Here is a 23,537-nt window from a genome sequence, read left to right on the forward strand (position 1 = left end):
TGTAGTTTTTTTTCAGAGCCGGGGGTTCAGCGCCAAGTTTGTATCATCAAATCAGGCACAAAATTATGAACCGATTACGAAACATCTTCCTCTTCCTGCTGCTGGCCTTCGGTAGCCATCGGTTATCAGCCCAGTCAGCCGAAGTCGCGTTATCTGGATCAGTAATTGATTCGCTTAGCCGACAACCTATGCCTTTCGCCACCGTTGCCTTGTTAACATCCGGGCAGGCACTCGTAGAGACGGCTACTACCAATACCACAGGCACGTTTTCGTTTAAGAAAACTAATGTAGGGAATTATGTATTGTCAATATCTTATATAGGGTATAAAAACTACTCCCAACCTGTTACGCTTACCGCCGAGCAGACAAACCTAAGCATACCACCGGTTCTGTTAGTACCCGCTAATGTTAATCTGAGCGAAGTAAAGGTGCGGGCAACGAGACCTTTCATTCAGCAACAACCGGGCAAGATTGTATTAAACGTGGCCGAAAGCATCCTGGCCGCCAGTAATTCAGCATTAGATGTCTTACGTAATGCGCCCTTCGTGCAAGTAGGCCAGCAGGGCAATATCAGCCTGAAAGGAAAAGCGGTAGTTGTTTACATAGATGGTAAGCAGACCAACCTCTCCGGCGACAATCTAGAGTCTCTGCTGACAACACTAGCGGCCCAGGGCATTGACCAGATCGAATTGATCAGTCAACCGTCTGCCCGCTACGAAGCCGCTGGCGCTGCCGTCATCAACATTCGTACGCTTAAAATGCGGAACATGGGCTTAAATGGTACCGTAACCGCTGGTGTGGGAACGGGTCGCCTGCCACGCTCAAACGCGGGTCTGCAACTCAACTATAAAACTGACCGATTGAACATCTACGGTAACTACGACTATCAGTTCAATCAGCAGCATTACGACAACCGAAGCGAACGGGTAATTTCGTCACCTGGGTTAGTTAGTCAGCGCATTGTTAGTACTGAAGCTGATCTCCGCCGTCGTAATCTGAATTCATTTAAAGCTGGTCTGGATTATACCTTAAGCAAAAAAACAACGGTTGGTGTCTTGTTGCAGGGCAATTACAACAGTCGTAACCGGACGTCGCAGGTGCTTACGCAACTCAATTCAGCAGGGTCGTTACCAGATTCAACAGTTCGGACTGACAACCGGGGGTATGCCGCCTTCAACAATATTAACTTTAATGCTAACCTGCGACATACTTTTGATTCTACCGGACGTAGCTTAACAATTGACGCCGATTACGGACGATTCAATAACCCCTGGGACGATGCGATTATAAACCGATACGAAAAGTCGGATGCTCCAGCGCTCACCGAAGTTCTTCAGTTACCCCGTAGCCAATACATCAACATGAGCGCTCTTAAGATTGGTTACAATCAACCCTTGTGGGGTGGTTCGCTGGAGGCCGGTCTGCAAACCCGGTATACGGAGACGAATACCAGCTTCAACTTCCAGCGTTTACAGAATGATCGCTACGTAACAAATCCTGATCTTAGCTTCAGCTATTTGTACACAGAAGCCGTTAATAGTGGTTTTTTGAACTACAGCGGGCGCGTTCGCAAAGTACAATATCAGGCAGGCTTACGACTTGAGCAGACTTCGGTAAAGGGCGTCACTGCCGGGGACAATCGCCCCAACGAACAGCACTACGCTAACCTGTTTCCCTCGCTCAGTATGGTGTATGAGCCGTCCGACAAAAGCCAGTTTTCGCTCAGTTATAGTTCCAGGATTGCACGTCCTAACTACCAATCACTCAACTCAGCTATTATCTATGAATCTCCTTTCTCTTACATCAAAGGCAATCCGTATCTAAAACCAGCACTGGCGCATTCTGTGGAAATAGGCTACTCGTTCAAGCAGTCGCTGATGCTGAGCCTAGCCTTCACTTCAACGAATCGAGCCTTTACCAGCTTGCCTATTCAGCAGAGTAATGTAACGATCCTTCAGGACCAAAATTTCGATAGAACCCAGCTGGTCTCATTCGACGTGATGTACAATAAGCAGCTTACCCCCTGGTGGATGACGTCAACGGGGTTTCAAACGGTCTACAACCGTAATGTGCTCACTAACCTGGGATTACCTACTAACAGCAGCCTGTTTTATTACGCCTACACCCAAAACGCAGTCAGCTTAGGGGCACTTACAAAGCTACAACTGACAGCTATCTACATTCCCTCCCGCACCATGGGCGTTTACCAGTACAAACCTTATAGCAACGTCGAACTTGGTTTGCAGCGTTCTATACTAAATCGTAAGGCCGACGTCAAACTGAGTGTGAGCGATCTCTTTAACACAATCATAGATCGCAGCGAGTATCAGGGACCAACCCTTCAGCTAGTTCAGCGTAACAAAGTAGAAACGCGGTTTGTACGACTCACGCTAAACTACAAATTTGGCAACCAGCGCGTTCGCGTGAAAGAGCGTAAGTCGGGGCTGGATGCCGAGAATAATCGCATTAACCTGGGTAAGTAAGTTAATATAATCAATAAATTAGTCTCCAAATCCAAACTCTCAAGTGTCATGAAAACCAAAACTACAACCAAATTAACCCTCCGCAAGAAGTCGATTGCCAAGCTGGACAACAATGCACTTCGTCAAATTATGGGAGGTAATCAAGTGCTGGAGGGTCTCCTGCCCGAACCACCAGACAGCTGTGACTGCCACATCAGAACTGGCTCTGGCACCCGCTAAGCTCAATACCCTACGGCCAAAATAACACTCGCACTGTTGTTCTGGCCGCCTGAAAGAGAATATGTCTGTTGCGCAACACATACATAGGGAGCGACCGCCGAAAAGCTCTGAAAGAGTAGGCACAACCAATCCAATCAAACACAATCATGAAACTCGACAACGCACAACTCGCTCTGATCAACGCTGGTATGGCCGATGGTGGTGAACTCAAAATCGACATCCACTACAGCCAGAAGGATGGTGCCTATGCTGGTGCCACCTACACCATCAAGTTCTAAGACACTTCCTGCTTTATCTAAGGCCAGGCACAGCCTGTTATCTGCCCTCCCCGACCGGATTGCCCCTCGCACGGGCACCGGTACGCAACCCTGCTGGCAGCTTAATTCGTCAGCTCGTGACCTGGCCTTAGTGAAAGCACCTTAGAACAACCGTTAGAAAGCTTACTAAAAGCAGGCACAACCAATCAAGCCAAACACAATCATGAAACTAACGATCAACAAACTGGCAATTAGCCGCCGATCGATTGCGTCTCTGGATGCCAATCAACTACAGACCGTTCAAGGGGGAAAAGACACGTTCTATTATCCAACGACCAAATTACCTCTCAGCCGTGATTGCGCTTATCTGACCGTGGTTAAAAACCCGGAGACGCTCTAATTCGCTGAGCCACGAACGATCATGAAATTGACAATCAATAAGAAATCAATCGCTCGGCTAGCCCCGTCTCAATTAGCAACGCTGGTGGCAGGGGCCGTTGATACGCAAGTGGGTACCGTACGTGTTGTTGGTGAGTCCTGTGCTACTTCCTGCATTCAGGTTACTCGCTAACTAAGCCATCCTAAAGGCTTCCTGCCTTTGCAGAAAAGAACATCCATTAATTTAAACTAAACACAATAATGAAAACGAGTATCGTTTCCAAAATCGATCTGCTGCGCAATCAATCAGCCAGCCAGGCTGAGTTCATGCGTAAACTGGCAGAGCTAGATGCAAAAGGCCCTTTGTCTGCCGATTTGCTGTCACGTATCAATGGCGGTCAGATTGAACCCGTCAAAGGTGGCGTAACCTGGGGTATGAGGCCTCCCGAGCCAGATTCAACCATCAAGTTCTAAAACCAAACGTATCATGGCTTCTCTTCTTTGCCCCAGTTCGATTGCTAAGCCAGGTGCCGATTTATTCGGCGTTGTTGATGACACTGGCCATGTTGAATACCTTGAACAGCCGGTTACGGTCGACGAGACGTTTGTCGATGCGGCCCGCCAGGGTAGAGCACCCGAAGAGCGATTTCGCTTTGCCAGCAACTGTATCAAAAAAGGCTGTATGCAATGGGATGCCAACAGCGCCGGGTGTGGACTGGTTGGCAAGATAGTAGAGGTTATGAACCAGAAGGCCGAACAAGCCTTGCCTGCCTGCCCAATCCGGCAGCGATGCCGGTGGTATCATCAGCAGGGTGCATTAGCCTGCGCCAATTGCGATGAAGTCGTCCGCAACATACGCATGGAAGAACATGCTAGCGTATAGACAATACCGTTAGAAGTTTGTGAACAAAATCAGCTTAGCCTATATGGAAGAAACCTTCCATAACTCGGCAGCTGAACACTCAATCAATTCTTAATTAATAACTTTAAATCAAACACAATCATGAAACTTGACAACTCACAACTCGCTCTGATCAATGCTGGAATGGCCGATAACGAATTCCGAATTGACGTTCATTACAGTGAAAAAGACGGATGGTACGCTGGTGGTCAGCTCACCATTAAGTTCTAAGACACTTTCTGCTTCAGTCAGGGCCGGAGCACCTTACTTTTAAACCTTTGCCTTTCCGACCGGTTCGCCACTCGCACCAGGCTCCGGTATTCTTTCTCTCCGCATAGCGTTTAAGCAATGGTGGTCTGGCCCTGGTAGAAGCCCTTTATTCATGAGCGAGTGCCGAAAAGCTCTAATTGAGCAGGCACAACCAATCAAACCAAACACAATCATGAAACTAACGATCAACAAAAAATCGATTGCTAAACTAGCTCCGGCTCAATTATCAACTGTAGGCGGTGGTGCTGCCGCCACTCCTCAAGACCGTCTCATATTCCCATCGGGGTGTGTATGCCAAACCGGCGAATCGTGTGGTATTCATTGCAATTCGTTTTAGAGCTAACGCTTCTCCAGCAACTCACTCTATTCTTTTTCACAAGCAGATGAAGCTTACTACGTCCAATAAACTTTCGCTCCGTAAGATGACGGTTGCGTCGTTGAACGGTACACAACTGGCGGTCATACAGGCAGGTCAGCAGAGCTTAGTCCGCAATATGACGGATATTCCGAGCGACAGCACATCCGTTGGCATACAACGATCCTGCATGTGCCCAAGCTTTTAACAGATCCTAGCCATTGGTATTCGTTTCAACATGTCCCCGGATTCTCGCACAGTCTGGGGACATTGTATTAACTGAAAAATCAGATAGTTAAGGAACCAGTACAGGCCGCATACATCAATTTATCAACTAGCGTTTAGCACACAAACAATCATGAAACAATCGAAACTTCAATTAGGCAAACGGGCCGTTGCCCGCCTGGAAACTAAACATTTAGCGGCTATACAAGCGGGGCACCTCGCTACTCCAGCCGGCCGCACATCGGGCCGTGATTGCACCTACATCAATTGCCCAGGTCCTGATACAGTCACTATCAGTTTTTAAATATTTCGTCTTTTATTCCGAAGCGCCGGACCGAAATTTATGGCTATCTGCTTAAGCCTGATTTCCAGATGTCCGGCTACGTGCCAAGTTCATCCGCTTACTCCGAACGTTGGTGTATTTTTTTTGCCTACCCTTTCGGCAATCGATAGCTTCGGACCACATCAAATAGCATATCCGTAACACCATCGGCCCCCAAGCCGCTTGCTCTTTCAACCACGATCTGCGCTTGATCTTCAGGCCATTGACAACCGTTAAATTCATTCAACAATGAAACCTTTTCCCGAACATAAACTGGGCGTAACGCTTCAAACGCGCGACATTTTTGAACTCACCCGCCGAGAGTGGGATGTGCTGCTTCAGGTAGCGAACGACTTAACAAATGCGGAGATTGCTGAGCAGCTTTGCCTGACGCCCAAAAGCGTTGAAAATTATCGGGCGCGCATCGGCTGCAAGCTGAACATGAAAGGAACCAGGCTACTGGCCCGCTTCGCCCGACAGCACGGTCCAGAGCTTCAGCAGTGGTTCCAACTGGTAACGGGCGAGTCGGCGCAACTTAGCGTAACTCACTCATAGCTAGACATTTTCCGAAACAACTGACCGAATTAGACGTAAAACCCCTCAAGATTCCGGGGGGTTTCTCCCAAAGAATTGAGATGTTTTCTCTCTATTTCAGCAGCAGCAGGTGGTCTACCTTTGACATAAGAAAAACGACAAGCACACGCCGGCAATGCTGAAACGGTTTCTGAATTAAACATCTCACTCTAAACAATTTTTCCAATGAAAACGCTAGTAAAATCGTCACTCATGGTCACGCTGTTAATCGGCGCAATGCAAACGTTCGCAAGTGTTAACGCTCACAATGCTTCGGCTAAAAAAGCGGTATCGCCAACCATCAAGGGTCAATCAGCCAAGTTTGCGGACACATGCATTCGGGTTCGTAGCAACGCCGACGGCACCAAGACCGTTACCCGTTATTCGTGCTAGTCGCACCTCCAACTCTATTTCTTACATCTTCACAATCAAATCTCAAATCAACATGAAAAAAGTAATCAAATCAGCCCTTGTTCTTGCCATGCTTTGCACCGCTACCGCTTCTTTCGCCGATGAGTGCTACCGGGTAAGCGTCAACTATTTAACCCAGCGCGCAACACTAACGCCTGTAAAGTGCCCATAGTCTTCGCCTGCTTCGATTTCCCCAAGCTTACCTGGGCTTGGGGAAATCATTATTTCTAACCACTAAATCGCCAGAACAAATGAAAAACATAGGCTTGACTCTATTTTGCGCGGCTCTGACTCTCACAGCATTTGCGCAGGAAAAACCGAAACAAAGCCGGTTCCGGTATCAAACAACAATGACCCTCCTATCTACAGTTGTCGACTCCAGGGTTGAAGATTTGTTTTACAATGGCACTGAGAGTGTGTACGTTACGTATGCTCCAAAACCCAGCCAATTGCCCGACACGACGGTGATGAAAGGCGATACTCGCCTGACTATTGAACAGGTTGATTTTGGCGACGGTAAAGATTTTACAGTTTATCAAAACTTTCGGACTGGCAAGATGGACTTACGGACTGTTTTCTCAAACGGGAAAATATGCATTGTCCACGACGACGTTCCCAAGTTAGACTGGCAGCTTGAACCCGAAAAGAAGCGAATTGGCCCCTACGAGTGCCAGAAAGCAACTACTACGTTCCGATGCGCCAAATACACCGTCTGGTTCACAACGGCTATCCCCCTCTCAATTGGACCAGCCAAACTAAGTGGTTTACCAGGCTTGATTGTTGAAGCACTCAATGAGCGGAATGACGTTTCGTATAAGCTCCTCACAGCCGACTATCCGAGTACAGCCAAGCCCTATATTATTGCCCCACCCAAAACTGGAGATCAGGAATATTCGTTCGAGGCTTTCCGGCAAATCGAAACGGTAGAGGCCGACAAGGTTGCCAAGTTTATTGCTGCTTCTGCCGAAGATCCTCAAAATCCGCCCATGATTACGCCAACTGCTGAGTGTCTAACTAACAAGTAACATGAAATCAGTGCAGATAAGATGGTTACTGGCAGCCTGGCTGTTGGGTCTGCTGGCTGACGGACACGCCCAACCGCTTCGGGGGATTGTGCGCAATCAGAGCACCCGTCAGATCATCGAGTCGGCATACGTTACCTTAGGCCGTGCCCCAGACAGTGTCGTGGTGGCCTTCACCCGAACCAATGCAACGGGGCTGTTTGAGCTGGTTTATGCCCTTGAAACCGGAAAACAATATTACCTCAACGTATCACATATCAGCTACCGAACTGCCCTCCAGCCAGTTTCGTTACCCGTCAGTAATCTGGTGGAGATTGGCATGGAGCCCGGTGGCTTACTACTGAATGAAGTACAGGTAACGGCCCGCATTCCCGTGCGTGAACAGGGCGATTCTACCCGCTACAAAGTTGACGCGTTTCGCAATGGCTCCGAGCGAACGCTGGAGGAGGTTCTGAAGAAGATGCCAAACGTACGGGTCGAGCAGAACGGCGATATTTACTTTAAAGAACGTCGGGTTGAAAAAGTGCTGCTCGATGGCGACGACCTGATTGGTGAAACCTATCAGCTGGCCACCCGAAGCATTAACCCGGCTCTACTCAATGAAGTACAGGCTATCGAAAATTTTTCGGAGAATAAATTGCTCCGCAAAATTGAGCAGTCTGAAACCACCGTTCTGAATCTAACGGTCAACAACAGTCAGAAGGCGCTTCTGTTTGGCACGGTAGACGTTGGCGTCGGTCCACAACGGTACAACGGGATCACCAACCTGTTTTCCTACAGTAAGTACGCCAAGGCGTTCGCGGTGTTATCGGCTAATAATGTGGGCACCCGCCACCTCGACTTGAGCGATGCAGCTGCCAACGTCTTAACCGACGCCCGACCCGCGTCGGAATTACTCGTTAAGCCATTTACCCAAACGTCGCAGCCGTTTATTCGGAATCTGAATTCGCCTTTAGAAAATGTAAATAACGAGCGGGTTGGTACGTTCAATGTAGCCATTAATCCGGTTAAGGCCCTGAAAATAACGGCGAATCTGTCGTTACTGCGCGATCAGGTACAGGCGGGGCGATCCCAACGTTATGAGCTCATCGGTAGCGATACGCTCCTGCGCTATCAGCAAACCGACAGCCTGCGCCAACGCCCAACACTGGCCTTGCTGCGATTACGGGCCGATTATTCCCTAACAGACCGAACGGCTTTAGTTTACAAGGGCACTACGGGCACAAAAACAATTAACCTAAGCCAGGCAACGCAGTTCACGACGGGTGACGACGTATCACGGTTTCCGCAGCAGTTCACAAATCAAATTTATGATAGCCAGCACCTGCTCGAACTGACTCATAAGCTGACTACAACGCAGGCACTGGTGTTGTCGGCCCAGGCAACCGACACGCGTCTGACCGAGCGGTACGACACTCGCCTGGACTCCGCGCTGGCAACGGCTACTTTTGGTACCAGATGGCTACCCGGTGGTGCCTTTGAACAGCTGGTTAGCCAACGTAACCAATTGTATGGTGGACAGCTACAATGGATGTACGGCACAAAGCTCAGAAAATTTGAGCAGCAAGTCGGCTACACAGACAACCAATTTGAGGCCGCTGTGCATCAGCGGGAAGGTGGCTTTCCGATAAACAACACTCCACTTTCTCTAAGTCGACAAACGATTTACAGCCGAACAACGGGAAGATTACTCTGGCCTCGTCTTGAAATAGCCGGTATATTTCAACTGAGTCATGTTTCGGCAACCATCAACCAGCAGTTCAGCCGTCGAACACCGATTCAGGCCAACCTGACCGTTTCGTACCGCACATCGAACTTAAGCCGTTTAACCCTGGCGTATGAGCGGCAGGCTACGCCGGTATCAAACACTTACCTGCTCGACCAGGCTGCCGTCACCGACTTTCGATCAGCCCAGCGAGGGTATCGGGGACTCCTCTTCGACGAACGAAACCAGCTGTCTGCAACCTATCTGTTTACCGATATGGCGTTCCGGCACATGACGTTCTTACTGAGCGCTTTTGCCACACGCTCCAACAGCTTCTGGAACATGGGCGACCTGCGTTTTTCACCCGATTACTCGGTTACCACGCTCATCAACACCCCCGGTGTTTATACTCTAGGCGTGACCAGTACGCTGGAAAAACTTGTTTATCCGATCAGCGGCAATATCAGGCTCAATGTGAACCTAATGCAAAACCAGGCGCAGCAGATGGTGAATGGTCAGCCAAGGAACACCAGCCATTTCATGCCGATCGTGACGGCCAAATACGTATCGGTATTCGAGTCACCATTCAATGTCGAGTTTAGCGGCACCTATCGGCATACGCTGGTAAGTGGTACACAGGAAGATCAGTCGTTCAGGCAAGCGTTCACGGCTATGAACGGCTATTCGCAACTATTCTACCGACAGAAAAAGTATCAGATAAGCTTAAAAGCAGAAGTTAACCGGATTCGGCAGGATAACTATACGTTTCTGAACGCAAACGCAACGTACCAACTGACGCCCAAACTGACCTTGCGAGCCGAGGCACTCAACCTCCTGAATCAAACCACCTACAAGCAGGTCAGCATTACGCCCACTACCTACTCCATGGGCATTTACCCCTTACTTCCACGAATGACCTTGCTGTACGCCCGGTACAGTTTCTGATTACTCAAAGGCAAGCAAGTACTACCAACAAAAAATCCCCAGACTCTCGCACAGTCTGGGGACATCCTATCATTGGGAGACTGGATAGGCACAATCATGAAACTGTACAAAGATGCAAAACCTGTTTTGATAAATCAAAAAACATAGCGGATTTTAAAATCGGAATCTCAGTTGAACGTAGTCTCCAGACTACCGCACCGGCGGACCGGTTCCAGCGTTATCCGGTCTCTGACTGGAACAACAAGTTAACAACCGGTCGGAGACCGGGTAACGCCTGGGCATAGTCTGGAGACTATGCCCAGCCCAAGCTTCGATTGCCTGCTCAGCCGTGATTTTCCATTTCAACTAGTCCGGTTTGTGGGCTCGTTGGTCCGCCCAGAAGCTGCGTTGGTGTATTTTATTTGCCCACAGTATGAGTGGGTAATAATTTCAATCATCACAAAACAGCACTGTTATGAAATCACTCCTCATTATGTTGCTTGGTTGCTCGTCATCTGTGCTTGTGTATGCCCAGCAACCGGCCTCATCGCTGAAGACTTCGGCAGATACGGAGGCCACAAAGAACAAAACCGTTACCTACGAGCAGTTTGTAAAAAGTCAGTCGGCGAATACGTTTGCCAACCCGTCTGTTCTTCCGGTAAATCTGGATATACCAGCCTCCACGTCTCGTCAGCCACTGTTTATCATCAACAATGGCAATACCAACGAAAAGAAAAAGGTTAAAGTCTTCCTGAACATGAGTGCTGAATCGCCTATAGATCTCAGAACCATAAAGAAGCCTTAACATGACTATCATCCTGCCATCATCCATTTCCGATCTGCGTCCAGTGCAACGAATCGCATCTACATATTTAAAAAAGCTTAATGGTTTGATTGAGCAGGCCAGTGTTCCTCACGATGGGCTACTGAGCGGTAATCTGGGGGTAGTGTGGTATTATGCCCATTTGTGGCTGGCTACGCATGAACAAACGTATTTCGATCAAACGCAGACCCGGCTGGAGCAGGTGTTCGACCATATGAATACCGAACCTCAGCTAACCGGCGCTTCACTGGGCAGTGGCGGAGCTGGGTTTGGTTATGTACTGGCGTATTTGCGGCAGCGGAACATCATTGATCTGGACCTCGATGAGGAGTTGCAGGAGCTGGATGCCTATCTTCACCAAACAGCCCTTGAGTGGATAGCCAGCGACTTTATCGACTACCTGCACGGAGCCACCGGCGTCCTTCATTATTTCACCGAACGGCTCGGTAATCCAGCTATTTATAGCTACGCGAAAGAGATCGTTGAGCAATTATTGGCTAAAGCAATCGTTGACCAAAGAGGGCTACGACTACGTAGCTTCCTGATGGACCCTCAGGAATGCGCCCAGACTAACTTTAGTCTGTCGCACGGTCAGGCTGGTTTTCTTTCCGTTCTTCTGAGAGCTTATCAGCGGGGGCTGCGACTTGATATCATTCCACCGGCGATTCGCCAGGGAGCTGATTACTTCATGAACAATCGCGCCCCGATCAGTGCTGAAACCAATCAGCATTCGTTCTTCCCCTTTACCCTTGATGAAGCCAGTCGCACCCCCACTTTCGGGAATCGATTGGCCTGGTGCTACGGCGATCTGAACGCTATTCTTTTTCTATATCAGGCCGCCGATCTGTTAAAAGATGCTCAATTACGTAAGCGAGTAGACCTAATGGGCGCTTATACTTTGTTACGCACAAATCAGGAAACGACATTGGTCAAGGATGCTCATTTCTGCCATGGTGCAGCTGGCGTTGCCCAAATGTACCGAACCCTGCATCGCTTAACGGGCCTTGACATCTATCAAACCGGCTACCGGCAATGGATGGACACCACCCTGTCATATATTGACGAAGATCTACAAAAAGCCACCTTCGACGACAAAGCGGCTTCCCTGCTCGAAGGTTGGGTTGGTGTGGCGCTAACCCTGCTATCCTACGTCTCGGAGGAAGAACTTCACTGGAGCCGAGCCTTTCTGTTGTAACCTCAATCCTCTACTCAACTTCATGAGCCAGCTCTATCGTTTCCATAGTCAACTCGTGCTACGGACTCCCTATTTACCGTTTACTCCTGATGCCCTAACTGAGCAATCACTCCGGGCGGCTCTGGCCGAACCCTGGTTTCAGGATGCCTTGTATCTGGCGTCGCCCACGTTGTTTCGCACGGCACTGGAATGGCGCGACGGGGTTGTACTCGATGCCAAAAAGCAAGCCAAGCTCATAGCGTCGCTGGTTAAGTATTACAGCCGTATGATGAGCCGCTGTACGCCATTCGGTTTATTTGCGGCTTGTTCGTTGGTCGACTGGAGTGATACGCCCACCGGCATACAGTTTAGTAAGAGCGGTTTTCAACGGCATACTCGCTTTGATATGCACTTTTTATGTGCATTAGCTCAGCACTTAGCTACGCTGCCACTGCTCAAAATGAATTTACTGTATTACCCGAATAGCAGCTATTATCGGGTTGGCGACGAGATTCGTTACGCGGAGTATTTATATGTGGAAGGAAAGCGATCGCATCGCATCAGCGCCGTGACGGCTTCCCACCACCTGGACCGCATTTTGGCGGCTGCCGTGAAGGGCGCTACGTATGAACAACTGACACAGACAATCCTGGACGACGACGTAACGCCCGACGAAGCGGCTCAATTTCTTGACGATATACTAGCCGCTCAACTGCTGGTGAATGAGCTAGAGCCGGCCATAACGGGCGACGATTTTCTGGCTCAACTGATTGTTACCGTCGAAAAAATCAATAACCTCGACGCTAAAGGCGAACTAAACGGCTTGTGCCAGTTTCTGCAAAATGTACAAACGAAATTGGCCAGGTTAGATGATCCGTCAACGGACCAAATTGCTACGTACCGGCAGATTCAGGAACAGTTGGCCGCTCTCCAATTACCGTTCGACGAAGCTAAACTCCTACAGACTGATCTATTCCGGTATCCAGATGAGCAGACAGTTTCGGTCGATGCGCAATGGCAAAATCAGCTCATAGACGCTCTGCATTTGCTCCGTCGTATCGCGCCAAAAAACGAAACCGACAATCTAAAGTCTTTCGCCCAACGTTTCTATGACCGCTACGAAGACCAGGAAGTACCGCTTTTGCAAGCTTTGGACGTAGAGACAGGCATTGGCTACCTGGATCAGGGAACCAGTAACGACATTACGCCCCTGATAGACGATATCGCGCTCCCCTCGGGCCGTGACCCGCTGGAGTATGGGCTCCCCTGGAACAAAACTCAAAATTGGCTGCATACCAAACTCCTGGAAGCTAGTCAGCAGCAAGCCTATACAGTTGACATCACGGACGCAGATTTCGGCGAGTTTCCAGCCGCTGATTTAAGTGATTTGCCTGCCTCACTGGCCGCTATGTTCCGACTTGTTGACACAGAAGCCGGTACCAAGCACGTCCTGCTGGAAGGCTTCAGCGGCTCAAGCGCCGTTAATTTGCTGGGGCGGTTTGCCCACGGTCACGCTGGTATCTGCCATGTGGCACAGTCAGTAGCTACTGAGGAACAACGGCTTAACCCCGACGTCTTATTTGCCGAAATCATTCACCTGCCAGAGAGCCGTGTGGGTAACATCTTATTACACCCTCCGTTTCGGCCCGTTGAAATACCTTATCTGGCCAAGTCATCGCGGCCCGTCGAAGATCAGCTTGATTTACGCGATCTATTTATCTCTGTGCGAGGTAATGAGGTCATGTTACGGTCGAAGCGACTGGGCAAGCAGATTATCCCGCGCTTAAGCACCGCCCACAACTACAGCTACCGCGCGTTGCCGGTTTATCAGTTCTTATGTGACTTACAAAACCAGGGTAAGCGTCCGGGCCTTTCGTTCAATTGGGGAGCCATGGCCCGCCATCATTCGTTTTTGCCCCGCGTTACTTACAAATCGGTCATTTTGTTACCCGCCAGCTGGCAGTTAGCGAAAGATGATTTTGCCCCCTTGCTGGCGAGTGATGTATCAGAAGCGATCATTCGTCAATGGCAAGAAACCTGGCGAATGCCCCGGTTTGTGGTGCTGGCCGATGGCGACAATGAATTGTTGGTGGATTGGCAAAATCCGCTCAGCATTCGGGCTCTGGTCGATGCCGTTAAAAATCGGAGTACCATTATACTGGCGGAATTTCTGTACGAAAACCAGCAGGCCACCGTTCAGGACCACGCTAACACCCCTCACACGAATCAGTTTATTGCGCCTTTAGTACGTACCGAACCAGCCTACACTCTCCCGAGCGAACGTCTGACAAATTCGAGCGGTGTACAACGTCTGTTCTCGGTTGGGTCCGAGTGGCTATATTTCAAGCTGTATTGTGGCGTAAAGTCGGCCGACCAAATTCTGCTGGACGTGGTACGCCCCGTTACGGAACAACTCCTATCGGCAGGCCTGATCGACAAGTGGTTTTTCATTCGGTATACCGATCCTAAGCCTCATTTGCGGTTTCGCTTGCACCTCTCAAACCCACTTCAGATTGGCGATGTCATCCGTTGCGTACGCAGTTATCTGGAGCCTTTCGAGCAAACCGGTGTCATCTGGAAAACCCAACTCGATACGTATGTCCGGGAATTGGAGCGGTACGGGATGGAAAACATCGTTTTGTCGGAAACCTTGTTTTACTACGACAGTACGGCCGTTCTGGACTTTCTGGAACGCACCTGGGGTGACGATCGCGAGCAGCTGCGCTGGCTCTGGGGTATTCGGGCCGTCGACGATCTGCTCCGCACGTTCGGTTTAGATCTGACCCAGCGGCACCGGTTGATGCTTGACCTCAAGACTGGTTTTGCTCAGGAGTTTCGGGTAGATCAGTCGGGTAAGCAGCAACTTGATCAAAAATACCGCACCAACCGTCCGCTCATCAGTCAATGGCTCAATCGTGAACAAGACCTGGTTCAACCTACCTATGAGTTACTGACGGTACTTTACCAAAAGCACGATGCGCTCGCTCCCCTTGTTGGCCAGCTACTAGCAAACCAGGAGACCGGGCAGCTTAAATTACCGCTCTCGAGCTTGCTGGCCAGCTACGTGCACATGTTACTCAACCGGTTGATTCCATCGAACCAGCGGTTGCACGAGCTTTTGATCTACGATTTTCTGTATCGACAGTATGATTCTGACTTAGCCCGGCTCCGTAAGCAATCGCCCCAACTTTCACTGTCTTGACGCATGATCACCCTACCTTCCCGTCGCTTTCCTCATTTCAGGCAGTTAGACCATATGGATTGCGGACCAACGTGCCTGCGAATCATCAGCGCCTATTACGGTAAAGATTACTCAACAAACTACTTGCGGGCGCTAAGTAGCACAACCCGCATCGGTAGCAGTCTACTAGGCCTGAGTGAAGCCGCCGAAAAGCTAGGCTACCGAACCGTAGGCTTGAAAATCGGTTTTGATGATCTGCTTTCCGAGAAGCCGTTTCCCTGCGTTGCGTTCTGGCAGCAGCACCATTTTGTGGTTGTGTACAAAGTCACCAACAATCGGGTGTACGTATCTGACCCGGCACACGATCGGCTCGTTTATACCAAAGAAGAGTTCTTGAAAGGCTGGTCTACCGATTCATCCAATGAAGGTATCATTCTTTCGCTCGAGCCCACTCCGGAGTTTTACCAGCTCGCCGATCCGGATGTTCAGCCTAGCAAAGGATTTGGTTTCATTCTGGGATACCTTCGGCGATATCGGTACCTGATGGGTCAATTGATGGTCGGCTTATTGGTGGGTAGCTTGCTCCAGCTGGTATTTCCGTTCCTGACCCAGAGTATTGTCGACGTAGGCATTCGCCAACATGATTTGCCTTTCATTTATCTCATTCTGCTGGGGCAACTTGTCGTTTTCGTCGGTCGGATGATGATCGACCTGCTCCGAACAGAAATTTTGATGCACCTCAGCAGTCGAATTAACATCAGTTTACTGACCGATTTTTTCATTAAGCTGATGAAACTACCGCTTGGCTTTTTTGATGTCAAGATGACCGGTGATATTCTGCAACGTATCGGCGATCATCAGCGCCTGGAAACGTTCCTGACCAGCGGCACGTTGAACGTTCTTTTCTCGTCGCTCAACCTCATCATCTTCAGTGCGGTACTAGCCTACTATAGCCCAATTATTTTCTTCGTATTCCTGGTCGGTAGCCTGCTGTACTTTGGCTGGATCATGTTTTTCCTCAAAAAGCGCGCTGATCTGGATTACAAACGCTTTGCTCAACTCTCCCGAAACCAGGACAAAAACCTGGAGATGATTTATGGCATGCAGGAAATTAAACTCCACAACGCCGAACGACAAAAGCGCTGGGAGTGGGAACACCAGCAAGTGAAGCTCTACAAAATCAACATAAAAGGACTAAAGATCAGGCAGTTGCAAACGGTTGGCTCATCTACCATTAATGAGCTGAAGAACATCATCATCACCGTGTTAGCCGCTAAACTTGTCCTCGACGGTCAGTTAAGTCTTGGAATGATGCTGGCTATTTCGTACATCACCGGTCAGCTGAACGCACCTATTCTGGAGTTAGTTGAATTTATTCGTCTTTACCAGGATGCCAGGTTAAGTACCGAACGCATTAACGAAGTGCACGCTAAACCCAACGAAGAAAACCCGACTGCTCTCCGAACCGATGAAGTCTTGATTGGAGAAGATATTGTGCTGCGTAACGTTTCGTTTAAGTACACGTCGCACGCGCAGACGCCGATGGTGCTGAAAGACGTTTCGCTTACCGTACCTGCCCGGAAGGTGACGGCTATTGTCGGAGCCAGCGGCAGTGGTAAAACGACACTACTGAAGCTGCTCCTCAAGTTTTACGAACCAAACGAGGGCGAGATTCTGAATGGTAGCGTTCCCCTGAGTCAGATGTATCACGGAGCCTGGCGCGACTGCTGCGGCACGGTGATGCAGGAAGGGTTTATCTTCTCCGATACGGTGGCCCGAAATATTGCTCTGGGCGAAGACGTGATTGACCGCAAACGGTTGCGTGAAGCGGCCCGACTCGCTAACGTAGACGAATTTGTGGAAGCGACTCCCCTGCGTTACAACACCAAGATTGGGCAGGGGGGCGTTGGACTTAGCACGGGTCAGAAACAGCGGATTCTCATTGCCCGAGCCATTTATAAAAACCCCCACTTTCTGTTCTTTGATGAAGCAACGAGTGCGCTCGATGCCACTAACGAGCGAATCATTATGGATAACTTAAACCGCTTCTTTACCGGACGTACCGTGGTCGTCATTGCGCACCGGCTGAGCACCGTTAAAAATGCCGATCACATTGTTGTGCTCGACAAAGGCCGGGTGGTAGAGACGGGCACCCATGACGAACTCGTTTCGGGTCGCGGAGCTTATTATCACCTGGTTAAAAACCAGCTGGAATTAGGCCAGTAACTGTAGTGAACGACAACCCCATTATACCGAATAAACGCTATGCCAAACGCTACATATTCAACCGCTAACGACGACCTCAACTTACTGAGCGACGAGGTTCAGGAGGTTCTGGGCCGGCGCTTTAGCTGGGTAGTTCGTCACGGAAACCTACTTACATTAGCGGCATTTCTATCGCTAGTTGCGCTGGGTGCCATCGTGCGCTACCCTATGACGGTGGAACTACCCGGCACAATGCATTTTGTAGGTACTATTCAGCGTATTGCAATTCCACCGGGACAAGCCTATCAGCCACTCGCCCGTAATGGACAGACCGTTCAGCGGGCAACACCCGTAATTCTGTGCTCGGCTCCCACAAACGTGATTCGGGCCAGTCAGGAAGGCGTGTGCATCTGGGAAAACGTAACGGCAACCCAGGCAACCCTGTGCATAGTACCTAATCACCAGACGTTTGACGTTCGGTGCGCTTTCCCAACCGAAAAAAGTAGGTACATAAAATTAGGAAGCCCAGTAACGATTAGTTGCCCAGCCTATCCAGATGCTCGGTTTAAAGGCTTCGTTACCCAGCGGTCGGTGCAGGCACAAGGCAATTCCATCTGGGTAAATGTAAGGTTTACGGTATCGCAATCTAGCCATACGTTAGTGGTGCCAGACCAAGCTAATGCTACACTACGATTTACCCTAAAAGAGCAGACCCTGCTTTCCTACGTCACCGAGGCTCTACTATGAGAGATCCTTAGCCGTTGCAGCAAGCTTTCAACCAGGTAATACCTTGGTCTTAAGCTTTACCAACGTTCAGATTCTACCCAGTCAACAGACGTAATCTCATCTGACACAGGTAAGGGCTTTGATTGAGGAATTAAATCGAACCGATTAGCCGCCTGATCCGGAGTTAAATACACGATCGTATCAGGCATATCCCGAACGATATACGGCTTCTTATCGGCAGGTATAGGTTGCAGGGGTACCAACTGGCGTTGCCTGGAAGTAAACTTGGATTGTATAGACATGCATTCACTAGTTTATGAGCATCAGTTAACTCAACACTACACTAAAAACTCAGCGGGTTGTAAATTAAACAGCATTCAAAGCACCCATTCGTACTTAATCAGGCTATCCTGTCTAAGTGGTGCACCGATAAACAATCTTAATTACGGTAACGAGGTCAGGTAGCGTCCGGCCTCTATGTAAGCACGGATCAAGTGCCGATAGAAGTAAACGCGGTCCCGGCCAATGAAAAAAGCACGTTCGTTTTTGTGAGGGCAAGTAAATAATAGGCCGTTGGCAAACTGGCCAGAGCCAACTCCGTTAAATTGATTAAGAGCTGGAGAAAGAATTTTCAGGCTCCGCTGGGCAGGTGTAATCGCCTGAATGACAAAGGCTGACTGCCGCATGGCGTCCAGCAGGCTAGTAATGTCCTGAAATTGGTCATAAGCGCTAACTTCATCGGTGAAGTTGATACGCTTTCCGGAAAGGGCCGCCTGCCGAACCAAATCGCTTACCTCACCAATCAACTCCATCCAGCAGAGCTGGCTCTGAACCGTAAAGGGGATAGAAGAATTGAAAACTTTGGATTTGAGCAGATACGCGATCTTACTAAGATGATCAGTCAGTTGCGGCCTAGTCCAAATGGCGTCCAGATACATCATCACAAACGACATTTGACTGCCGGTAAGCAAGCACTCAGCCAGGCTGGTAATACTACAACAATGCGGCTACCTAAATGATTACAATTCAGAGATTAATTATAAGCTAACTAGCCCGCTAACCAGCCGTTTTCATGACTAAAACGGGTTGTTCACCAGAAACAAATAAAGCGTTTTTGTCGCCCTGGTGTTATAGAGGAAAACCAACGATCATGGCTCATCAGGAAAAGACAAACAAAAACACTAAGAAAGTGGCCACAAAGCCCGCCAAAGTAGCCGGTCAGCTGGTTCTACCCAAATACGCCCGAAACGAATCCGGAATAACACCTCCAGATTTAGCCCCTAAAGCCAAAAAAGGCCGTAAGTAGACAAGGGGCTCTGACGCACAGCTTAAGTGAGGTACCGGCCCTGCATGAGGTAACAATAGGCTCCAGTTTGTATAGCTATTTGCCAAAACTTTCGTGGGCTACCTCCACTCATCTAATTAACCAACAATTTTTATATGCCGACCAACACATTAGTCATTGTCACAGGGTATGGCTCAATATCACCAAAGCCTTTCCGAAAGGCATATTTGAACAATAGCGAGGAAGTATCCAAACAACGCTTTCTACGGGACTATCCCGGTGTTCGGGATACCACGGTAGTAGTAGTTCCCTTTGAAGATGAATTAACGATCCGGACCAACGGAGAAATCTCTGCTTATTAAGCTCATAAATTCTTCATTGACTCTGCTTTCCCCAATACAGTGAATTATAATCAAGCTGTTAGTGGGCGCTCTATCCCCCCACTAACAGCTTGAAACGTATATTCTTGGTCTGCTATCAAGTATAGCTATTTGCCAGTTGCCTGTTTAATAGCCGCTGTTTCGGCGGGGTCATACGGTGTCTTACCGTCTTGCTTGAACACCTCGTGAAACCAGACGGCCGGTTCGCGCCCATTCACGTAAGGTTTCTGCCAGCTATCCCATGGTAGAAACGTCTGCGTTTTTCCGGCCACAAAGCCCCAGTTGATCATGCCCACTTTGGCTTTTTTGGCAATGGGCAGGTGCGTCTGAAACTTGCTGTTTACCCCCCGCGCCATGTATTCGGTGCAGATCACCGGCCGACCCATTTTCTGCAACACCGGAATTACTTTTTCCAGGTCGGCAGGGCTCAGGTACTGGTGAAAAGTAATGATGTCGGAATTATCAAACTGCACCTTTTCAATGGGCGTCTGTTTGCCAGGATCTCCCCAGTCTTCTGGATTTCGATAGACCCACACGCCCGAGGTCAGTGGCTGGGTGGCACCAGCTTCCCGTGCCCACTGAAACACATGAGGTAACAGCCGCGTGACAATCGCGACTTTACGTTCCTTCGGCAGTTCGGTTTTGATCGTATGGTTTTGGCCGTAGCTATTGTCGTTGGCATTATCGGGCTCGTTCCAGGTGTCCCACGCCAGAATTCGGGTATCGTTTTTGAACGCCCCAACCACTCCCTTCACGTACTCTTCCAGTCGCGGATACTGCGATACGTCGGAAAGCGCATCAGCACCGGGGCTTTGCAGCCAGCCCGAGTTATGAATGCCCGGTGTAGGCTCATGTTGTTTACCAAGCTTGGGCAGGGGGTCCCAGCAGGAATCGAACAAGACCAGCATTGGTCTGATTTTATGCCTGGCGCAGATGGCCAGAAACTGGTCGAGTCGTTTGGTAAAACCAGCGGCATCTTGCCAGAGTAAATCGTGCAGAAACACGCGCATGGTGTTCATGCCAATGCTTTCGGCCATTGCTAGTTCGTTGTCAATGGCTTTCGGGTCGAAGGTATCCGCCTGAAACATCTCCAATTCATTAATAGCGTAAGCCGGTGTATAATTGGCCCCCACCAGAAATGGCTCCTTAGCATACCAGGCGTTGGCTTTAGCCGCTGACCATCGGTCGATTTTGGGAGTGGTTCGAGCGTTCGGCTGCCCAAAGGCAAACGTGGTAATGAATAAGGCTACCAGAAACGAAAAACGTGTCATAAATTAACAGTGATAGTTGTTGGAATGCTCAGGCTAAGTAGGGTAGCTGATATAGTGCAAGCTTATTTGACCGTTGAAAACCGGTACTCAGTGGTTTGCTTGTATGTCTGACCGGGCTTCAAAACAGTGTTTGGGTACGTAGGATGATTGGGCGAATCCGGATAGTGCTGGGCCTCCAGGGCAAAGGCCCCCCGGAAATTGGTGGCCTTACCGTATTTTCCCGTGTCATTTCCTTTGAAGAAGTTACCGCTGTAGAATTGTAAAGCGGGCTCGGTGGTGAGTACATCCATTTTTATACCCGACTGATCGCCCATGATTTCAGCAGCTTTGGTCATACCCGTTCCTTTTTTGTTTAGTACCCAGTTGTGATCGTAGCCTCCGCCGAAGGTGAGTTGCTCGTTTTTTTGGTTGATTCGTGCACCAATGGCCGTCGGCTTACGAAAATCGAACGGTGTTCCTGCTACGGAGACCGGCTCGCCCTGCGGGATTAAGCCCTTGTCGACCACCGAGTACTTATCGGCATCAATCATCAGAACATGATTCAGGATTGTACCACTCCCCTCGCCGTTCAGATTAAAAAAGCCGTGACTGGTAGGATTGTAAGGCGTGGGTTTGTCTGTCGTGGCGGAGTACGTAATGGAAAGGCCGTTATCGTCGGTTAGCGAATAGGTAACTTTAGTGGTAACCGTACCGGGAAATCCTCCCTCACCGTCTTTTGAGATGTATGTAAACTCAAGGATTTCATCGTTGGCCCGTTTGACGTCCCAAACCTGCGTATGAAATCCGCTTGGTCCGCTGTGCAACGTATTGCCGTTGTTGTTCAACTCGGTGGAGTACGTTTTACCATCAAGAGTAAATTTACCCTTGGCTATTCGGTTGCCAAACCGACCAACGATGGGCCCGTAGAACGGTTCATTGGCCTTCTCATACCCGGTAAGCGACGCGAAACCGGGCGCAATATCCGTTTGCTTACCCATCTTATCAGGCACGAGCAAGCCCACAATACGAGCGCCATAATTGGTAATGGCGACCTGTATACTGTCCTTTTTAAGAATGTATAGCCCTGTTTTTTTGCCTTTAACCTGCCCATCAAATGCCTTAGGATCGGGAAGTTTAGCATCGAGCATGGCCGTCGTATCGCCTGTAGCAACAGCAATCGAATCAGTGGCCTTTTGTTCGGTTTTGTTAGCGGGCTGACAGCTAGCCAGGCTTATAAAGGCAAGAGCAACACCCGAAAAAATTAGTTTATTCATTGGTTTCTGTGAGTATTAAAAAGGGTTGGTATATGCCGGACGAGATGCTCTACACCGTCCCATCCGGTTAAGTTCTAAACCGCTCAAGGAGACCTTGTGTTATTTCTCACTCGGAATGGGCATAGGCGTTTTAGGTGCAGGTTTACCGAAGTTGGGCGTACCATCAGCATTCCACGTAAAGGGTTGGATATGCGGGGCACGTTTATTACCGCACCCATCCGTAGCTGATGGATTGGCGTGGTAAATCATCCAATCCTGTTTACCGTCTGCCGATTTAAAGAAACCACCGTGCCCCGGTGCCCACACGCCGTTTTCGGGAGCCTGCACAAATACGGGATTCTTGCTCTTAATCCAACTACGAGGGTCTGTTAGATCGCCTTGTCCGGTATAGGTTAACAGACCGAGGCAGTAATCAAGCCAGCAGGCGTTGGCCGAGTAAACGATGAACAGCTTGTCATCATGCTGTAAGAATTCAGGGCCTTCGTTAACGTATATTTTGGGAATTTCGCCATTACGTTGCCATTCCTGCGGCACATCGCCATGCTGCTCCCAAGGCTGATCGGGTTGTGATAGTTTCACCCGGTCGCCGTCTAACGTCCAGGGGTTTTTCAACTTAGCTATAAAAATATCCTGTCGGCCATTGGTTGGCCCCTCCCATCCCGACCAGGCGGCATACAGTTGGCCTTTGTACTCCATGACCGACATATCAATCGCCCAATGATCGCCTTTATCGCCAATTTTTCCTTTCATAACCCATTCGCCCTGCATCGGATCGGGCGACGTATTCTCGAGCACCCATACTCGGTGCGATAAATTATTGAGCGAATCGGCCGACACATACACGTACCACTTGTTATCAAAATAGTGAATCTCGGGTGCCCAGAGGTCCCTGGAAAACGGTTGGCCGGTCGAAGGAACAAAGATCGTTTTGCGCTCGGCCGTTGCGAGATCTGCCATGTTGCGTGTTCGCCAGAGCGTAACATTAGCGCCCGTAGTGTTCGTGTAATAATACCATTCGCCTTGTTGCAATACCCACGGATCCGGGCCTGACGGTTTAATAGGGTTCGTGAACGTGCGCTGGGCAAGCAGCGGGCAGGCCGATGCAATCAGTAGAACAAAAATTAGTAGGAAACGTAAACACCTCATAGCACAAGTACGCTTTCATGGTGGCCAACGCCATAACCCACGGCAGAT

Annotated in this window: 28 protein-coding genes; 23 read left to right on the forward strand and 5 right to left on the reverse strand. The window is 49.5% G+C overall.

Annotated features, from left to right (window positions below; genetic code table 11):
* The first annotated feature begins 65 nt into the window (after nt 1-65).
* The 21 genes from ACFSUS_RS21460 (at nt 66) to ACFSUS_RS21560 (ending at nt 18,175) form a co-directional block, all read left to right on the forward strand.
* Entirely contained in the window at nt 66-2,483 is a 2,418-nt protein-coding gene (locus ACFSUS_RS21460) for a TonB-dependent receptor domain-containing protein (protein ID WP_381525806.1), read from the forward strand.
* Between the two features lie 48 nt (nt 2,484-2,531).
* Nucleotides 2,532-2,702, forward strand: a complete 171-nt coding sequence (locus ACFSUS_RS21465; RefSeq protein ID WP_381525807.1) for a class I lanthipeptide — start codon at nt 2,532-2,534, stop codon at nt 2,700-2,702.
* Between the two features lie 146 nt (nt 2,703-2,848).
* Nucleotides 2,849-2,980 (forward strand): hypothetical protein, encoded by a 132-nt coding sequence (locus ACFSUS_RS21470; protein ID WP_381525808.1) that lies wholly within the window; start codon nt 2,849-2,851, stop codon nt 2,978-2,980.
* 202 nt (nt 2,981-3,182) lie between these two features.
* Nucleotides 3,183-3,359, forward strand: coding sequence for a hypothetical protein (locus tag ACFSUS_RS21475; protein WP_381525809.1), 177 nt, complete (start codon nt 3,183-3,185; stop codon nt 3,357-3,359).
* A gap of 21 nt (nt 3,360-3,380) precedes the next feature.
* Nucleotides 3,381-3,530 (forward strand): hypothetical protein, encoded by a 150-nt coding sequence (locus ACFSUS_RS21480; protein ID WP_381525810.1) that lies wholly within the window; start codon nt 3,381-3,383, stop codon nt 3,528-3,530.
* A 68-nt stretch (nt 3,531-3,598) separates the two neighbouring features.
* Entirely contained in the window at nt 3,599-3,811 is a 213-nt protein-coding gene (locus tag ACFSUS_RS21485) for a hypothetical protein (protein WP_381525811.1), read from the forward strand.
* A 13-nt stretch (nt 3,812-3,824) separates the two neighbouring features.
* A complete protein-coding gene (locus tag ACFSUS_RS21490) occupies nt 3,825-4,220 on the forward strand; it encodes a hypothetical protein (protein ID WP_381525812.1) in 396 nt (131 codons plus the stop codon).
* Between the two features lie 120 nt (nt 4,221-4,340).
* Complete coding sequence (locus tag ACFSUS_RS21495; protein ID WP_381525813.1) at nt 4,341-4,469, forward strand: hypothetical protein; 129 nt, start codon at nt 4,341-4,343, stop codon at nt 4,467-4,469.
* Between the two features lie 211 nt (nt 4,470-4,680).
* Nucleotides 4,681-4,845 (forward strand): class I lanthipeptide, encoded by a 165-nt coding sequence (locus tag ACFSUS_RS21500; protein ID WP_381525814.1) that lies wholly within the window; start codon nt 4,681-4,683, stop codon nt 4,843-4,845.
* A gap of 46 nt (nt 4,846-4,891) precedes the next feature.
* Nucleotides 4,892-5,071: a class I lanthipeptide gene (locus tag ACFSUS_RS21505; RefSeq protein WP_381525815.1), complete on the forward strand. Its 180-nt coding sequence runs from the start codon at nt 4,892-4,894 to the stop codon at nt 5,069-5,071.
* Between the two features lie 150 nt (nt 5,072-5,221).
* Complete coding sequence (locus ACFSUS_RS21510) at nt 5,222-5,392, forward strand: hypothetical protein (RefSeq protein ID WP_381525816.1); 171 nt, start codon at nt 5,222-5,224, stop codon at nt 5,390-5,392.
* A gap of 267 nt (nt 5,393-5,659) precedes the next feature.
* Complete coding sequence (locus ACFSUS_RS21515) at nt 5,660-5,965, forward strand: response regulator transcription factor (protein ID WP_381525817.1); 306 nt, start codon at nt 5,660-5,662, stop codon at nt 5,963-5,965.
* 204 nt (nt 5,966-6,169) lie between these two features.
* Nucleotides 6,170-6,376, forward strand: coding sequence for a hypothetical protein (locus tag ACFSUS_RS21520; protein ID WP_381525818.1), 207 nt, complete (start codon nt 6,170-6,172; stop codon nt 6,374-6,376).
* 52 nt (nt 6,377-6,428) lie between these two features.
* Nucleotides 6,429-6,566 carry a hypothetical protein gene (locus ACFSUS_RS21525; protein ID WP_381525819.1) on the forward strand — a complete coding sequence of 46 codons (138 nt, stop codon included), beginning with the start codon at nt 6,429-6,431 and terminating at the stop codon, nt 6,564-6,566.
* Nucleotides 6,567-6,645: 79 nt separating this feature from the next.
* Complete coding sequence (locus ACFSUS_RS21530; protein WP_381525820.1) at nt 6,646-7,419, forward strand: GLPGLI family protein; 774 nt, start codon at nt 6,646-6,648, stop codon at nt 7,417-7,419.
* Between the two features lies 1 nt (nt 7,420).
* On the forward strand, nt 7,421-10,066 hold the full coding sequence (locus ACFSUS_RS21535; protein WP_381525821.1) for a peptidase associated domain and porin domain-containing protein: 2,646 nt from the start codon (nt 7,421-7,423) through the stop codon (nt 10,064-10,066).
* A gap of 454 nt (nt 10,067-10,520) precedes the next feature.
* Complete coding sequence (locus tag ACFSUS_RS21540) at nt 10,521-10,850, forward strand: hypothetical protein (protein ID WP_381525822.1); 330 nt, start codon at nt 10,521-10,523, stop codon at nt 10,848-10,850.
* Nucleotide 10,851: 1 nt separating this feature from the next.
* Nucleotides 10,852-12,063: a lanthionine synthetase LanC family protein gene (locus ACFSUS_RS21545; protein ID WP_381525823.1), complete on the forward strand. Its 1,212-nt coding sequence runs from the start codon at nt 10,852-10,854 to the stop codon at nt 12,061-12,063.
* Nucleotides 12,064-12,085: 22 nt separating this feature from the next.
* Complete coding sequence (locus ACFSUS_RS21550; RefSeq protein ID WP_381525824.1) at nt 12,086-15,244, forward strand: lantibiotic dehydratase; 3,159 nt, start codon at nt 12,086-12,088, stop codon at nt 15,242-15,244.
* Between the two features lie 3 nt (nt 15,245-15,247).
* Complete coding sequence (locus tag ACFSUS_RS21555; RefSeq protein WP_381525825.1) at nt 15,248-17,449, forward strand: peptidase domain-containing ABC transporter; 2,202 nt, start codon at nt 15,248-15,250, stop codon at nt 17,447-17,449.
* Nucleotides 17,450-17,488: 39 nt separating this feature from the next.
* The gene (locus ACFSUS_RS21560) at nt 17,489-18,175 is read left to right on the forward strand and encodes an HlyD family secretion protein (RefSeq protein ID WP_381525826.1); all 687 of its coding nucleotides are present in this window, start codon (nt 17,489-17,491) and stop codon (nt 18,173-18,175) included.
* A 56-nt stretch (nt 18,176-18,231) separates the two neighbouring features.
* On the opposite strand, the gene ACFSUS_RS21565 is transcribed toward ACFSUS_RS21560, so the two are convergent.
* Nucleotides 18,232-18,456 (reverse strand): hypothetical protein, encoded by a 225-nt coding sequence (locus tag ACFSUS_RS21565; protein ID WP_381525827.1) that lies wholly within the window; start codon nt 18,454-18,456, stop codon nt 18,232-18,234.
* A gap of 141 nt (nt 18,457-18,597) precedes the next feature.
* Entirely contained in the window at nt 18,598-19,107 is a 510-nt protein-coding gene (locus ACFSUS_RS21570; RefSeq protein ID WP_381525828.1) for a hypothetical protein, read from the reverse strand.
* A 119-nt stretch (nt 19,108-19,226) separates the two neighbouring features.
* Between ACFSUS_RS21570 and ACFSUS_RS21575 the strand changes: the two genes are divergently transcribed.
* Together ACFSUS_RS21575 and ACFSUS_RS21580 are read left to right on the forward strand one after the other, a co-directional pair.
* Complete coding sequence (locus ACFSUS_RS21575) at nt 19,227-19,460, forward strand: hypothetical protein (protein WP_381525829.1); 234 nt, start codon at nt 19,227-19,229, stop codon at nt 19,458-19,460.
* 134 nt (nt 19,461-19,594) lie between these two features.
* Nucleotides 19,595-19,801 (forward strand): hypothetical protein, encoded by a 207-nt coding sequence (locus tag ACFSUS_RS21580; protein ID WP_381525830.1) that lies wholly within the window; start codon nt 19,595-19,597, stop codon nt 19,799-19,801.
* Nucleotides 19,802-19,926: 125 nt separating this feature from the next.
* Here the strand turns inward: ACFSUS_RS21580 and ACFSUS_RS21585 are convergent, their stop codons facing one another.
* The 3 genes from ACFSUS_RS21585 to ACFSUS_RS21595 all read right to left on the reverse strand — a co-directional run bounded on the left by ACFSUS_RS21585 (nt 19,927) and on the right by ACFSUS_RS21595 (nt 23,489).
* Nucleotides 19,927-21,090, reverse strand: a complete 1,164-nt coding sequence (locus tag ACFSUS_RS21585; RefSeq protein ID WP_381525831.1) for a cellulase family glycosylhydrolase — start codon at nt 21,088-21,090, stop codon at nt 19,927-19,929.
* 62 nt (nt 21,091-21,152) lie between these two features.
* Nucleotides 21,153-22,343 (reverse strand): aldose epimerase family protein, encoded by a 1,191-nt coding sequence (locus tag ACFSUS_RS21590; protein ID WP_381525832.1) that lies wholly within the window; start codon nt 22,341-22,343, stop codon nt 21,153-21,155.
* A gap of 99 nt (nt 22,344-22,442) precedes the next feature.
* Nucleotides 22,443-23,489, reverse strand: a complete 1,047-nt coding sequence (locus ACFSUS_RS21595) for a glycoside hydrolase family 43 protein (RefSeq protein ID WP_381525833.1) — start codon at nt 23,487-23,489, stop codon at nt 22,443-22,445.
* Between the last annotated feature and the right edge of the window lie 48 nt (nt 23,490-23,537).

Source organism: Spirosoma soli (assembly GCF_042684525.1).
Lineage (GTDB): Bacteria > Bacteroidota > Bacteroidia > Cytophagales > Spirosomataceae > Spirosoma > Spirosoma soli.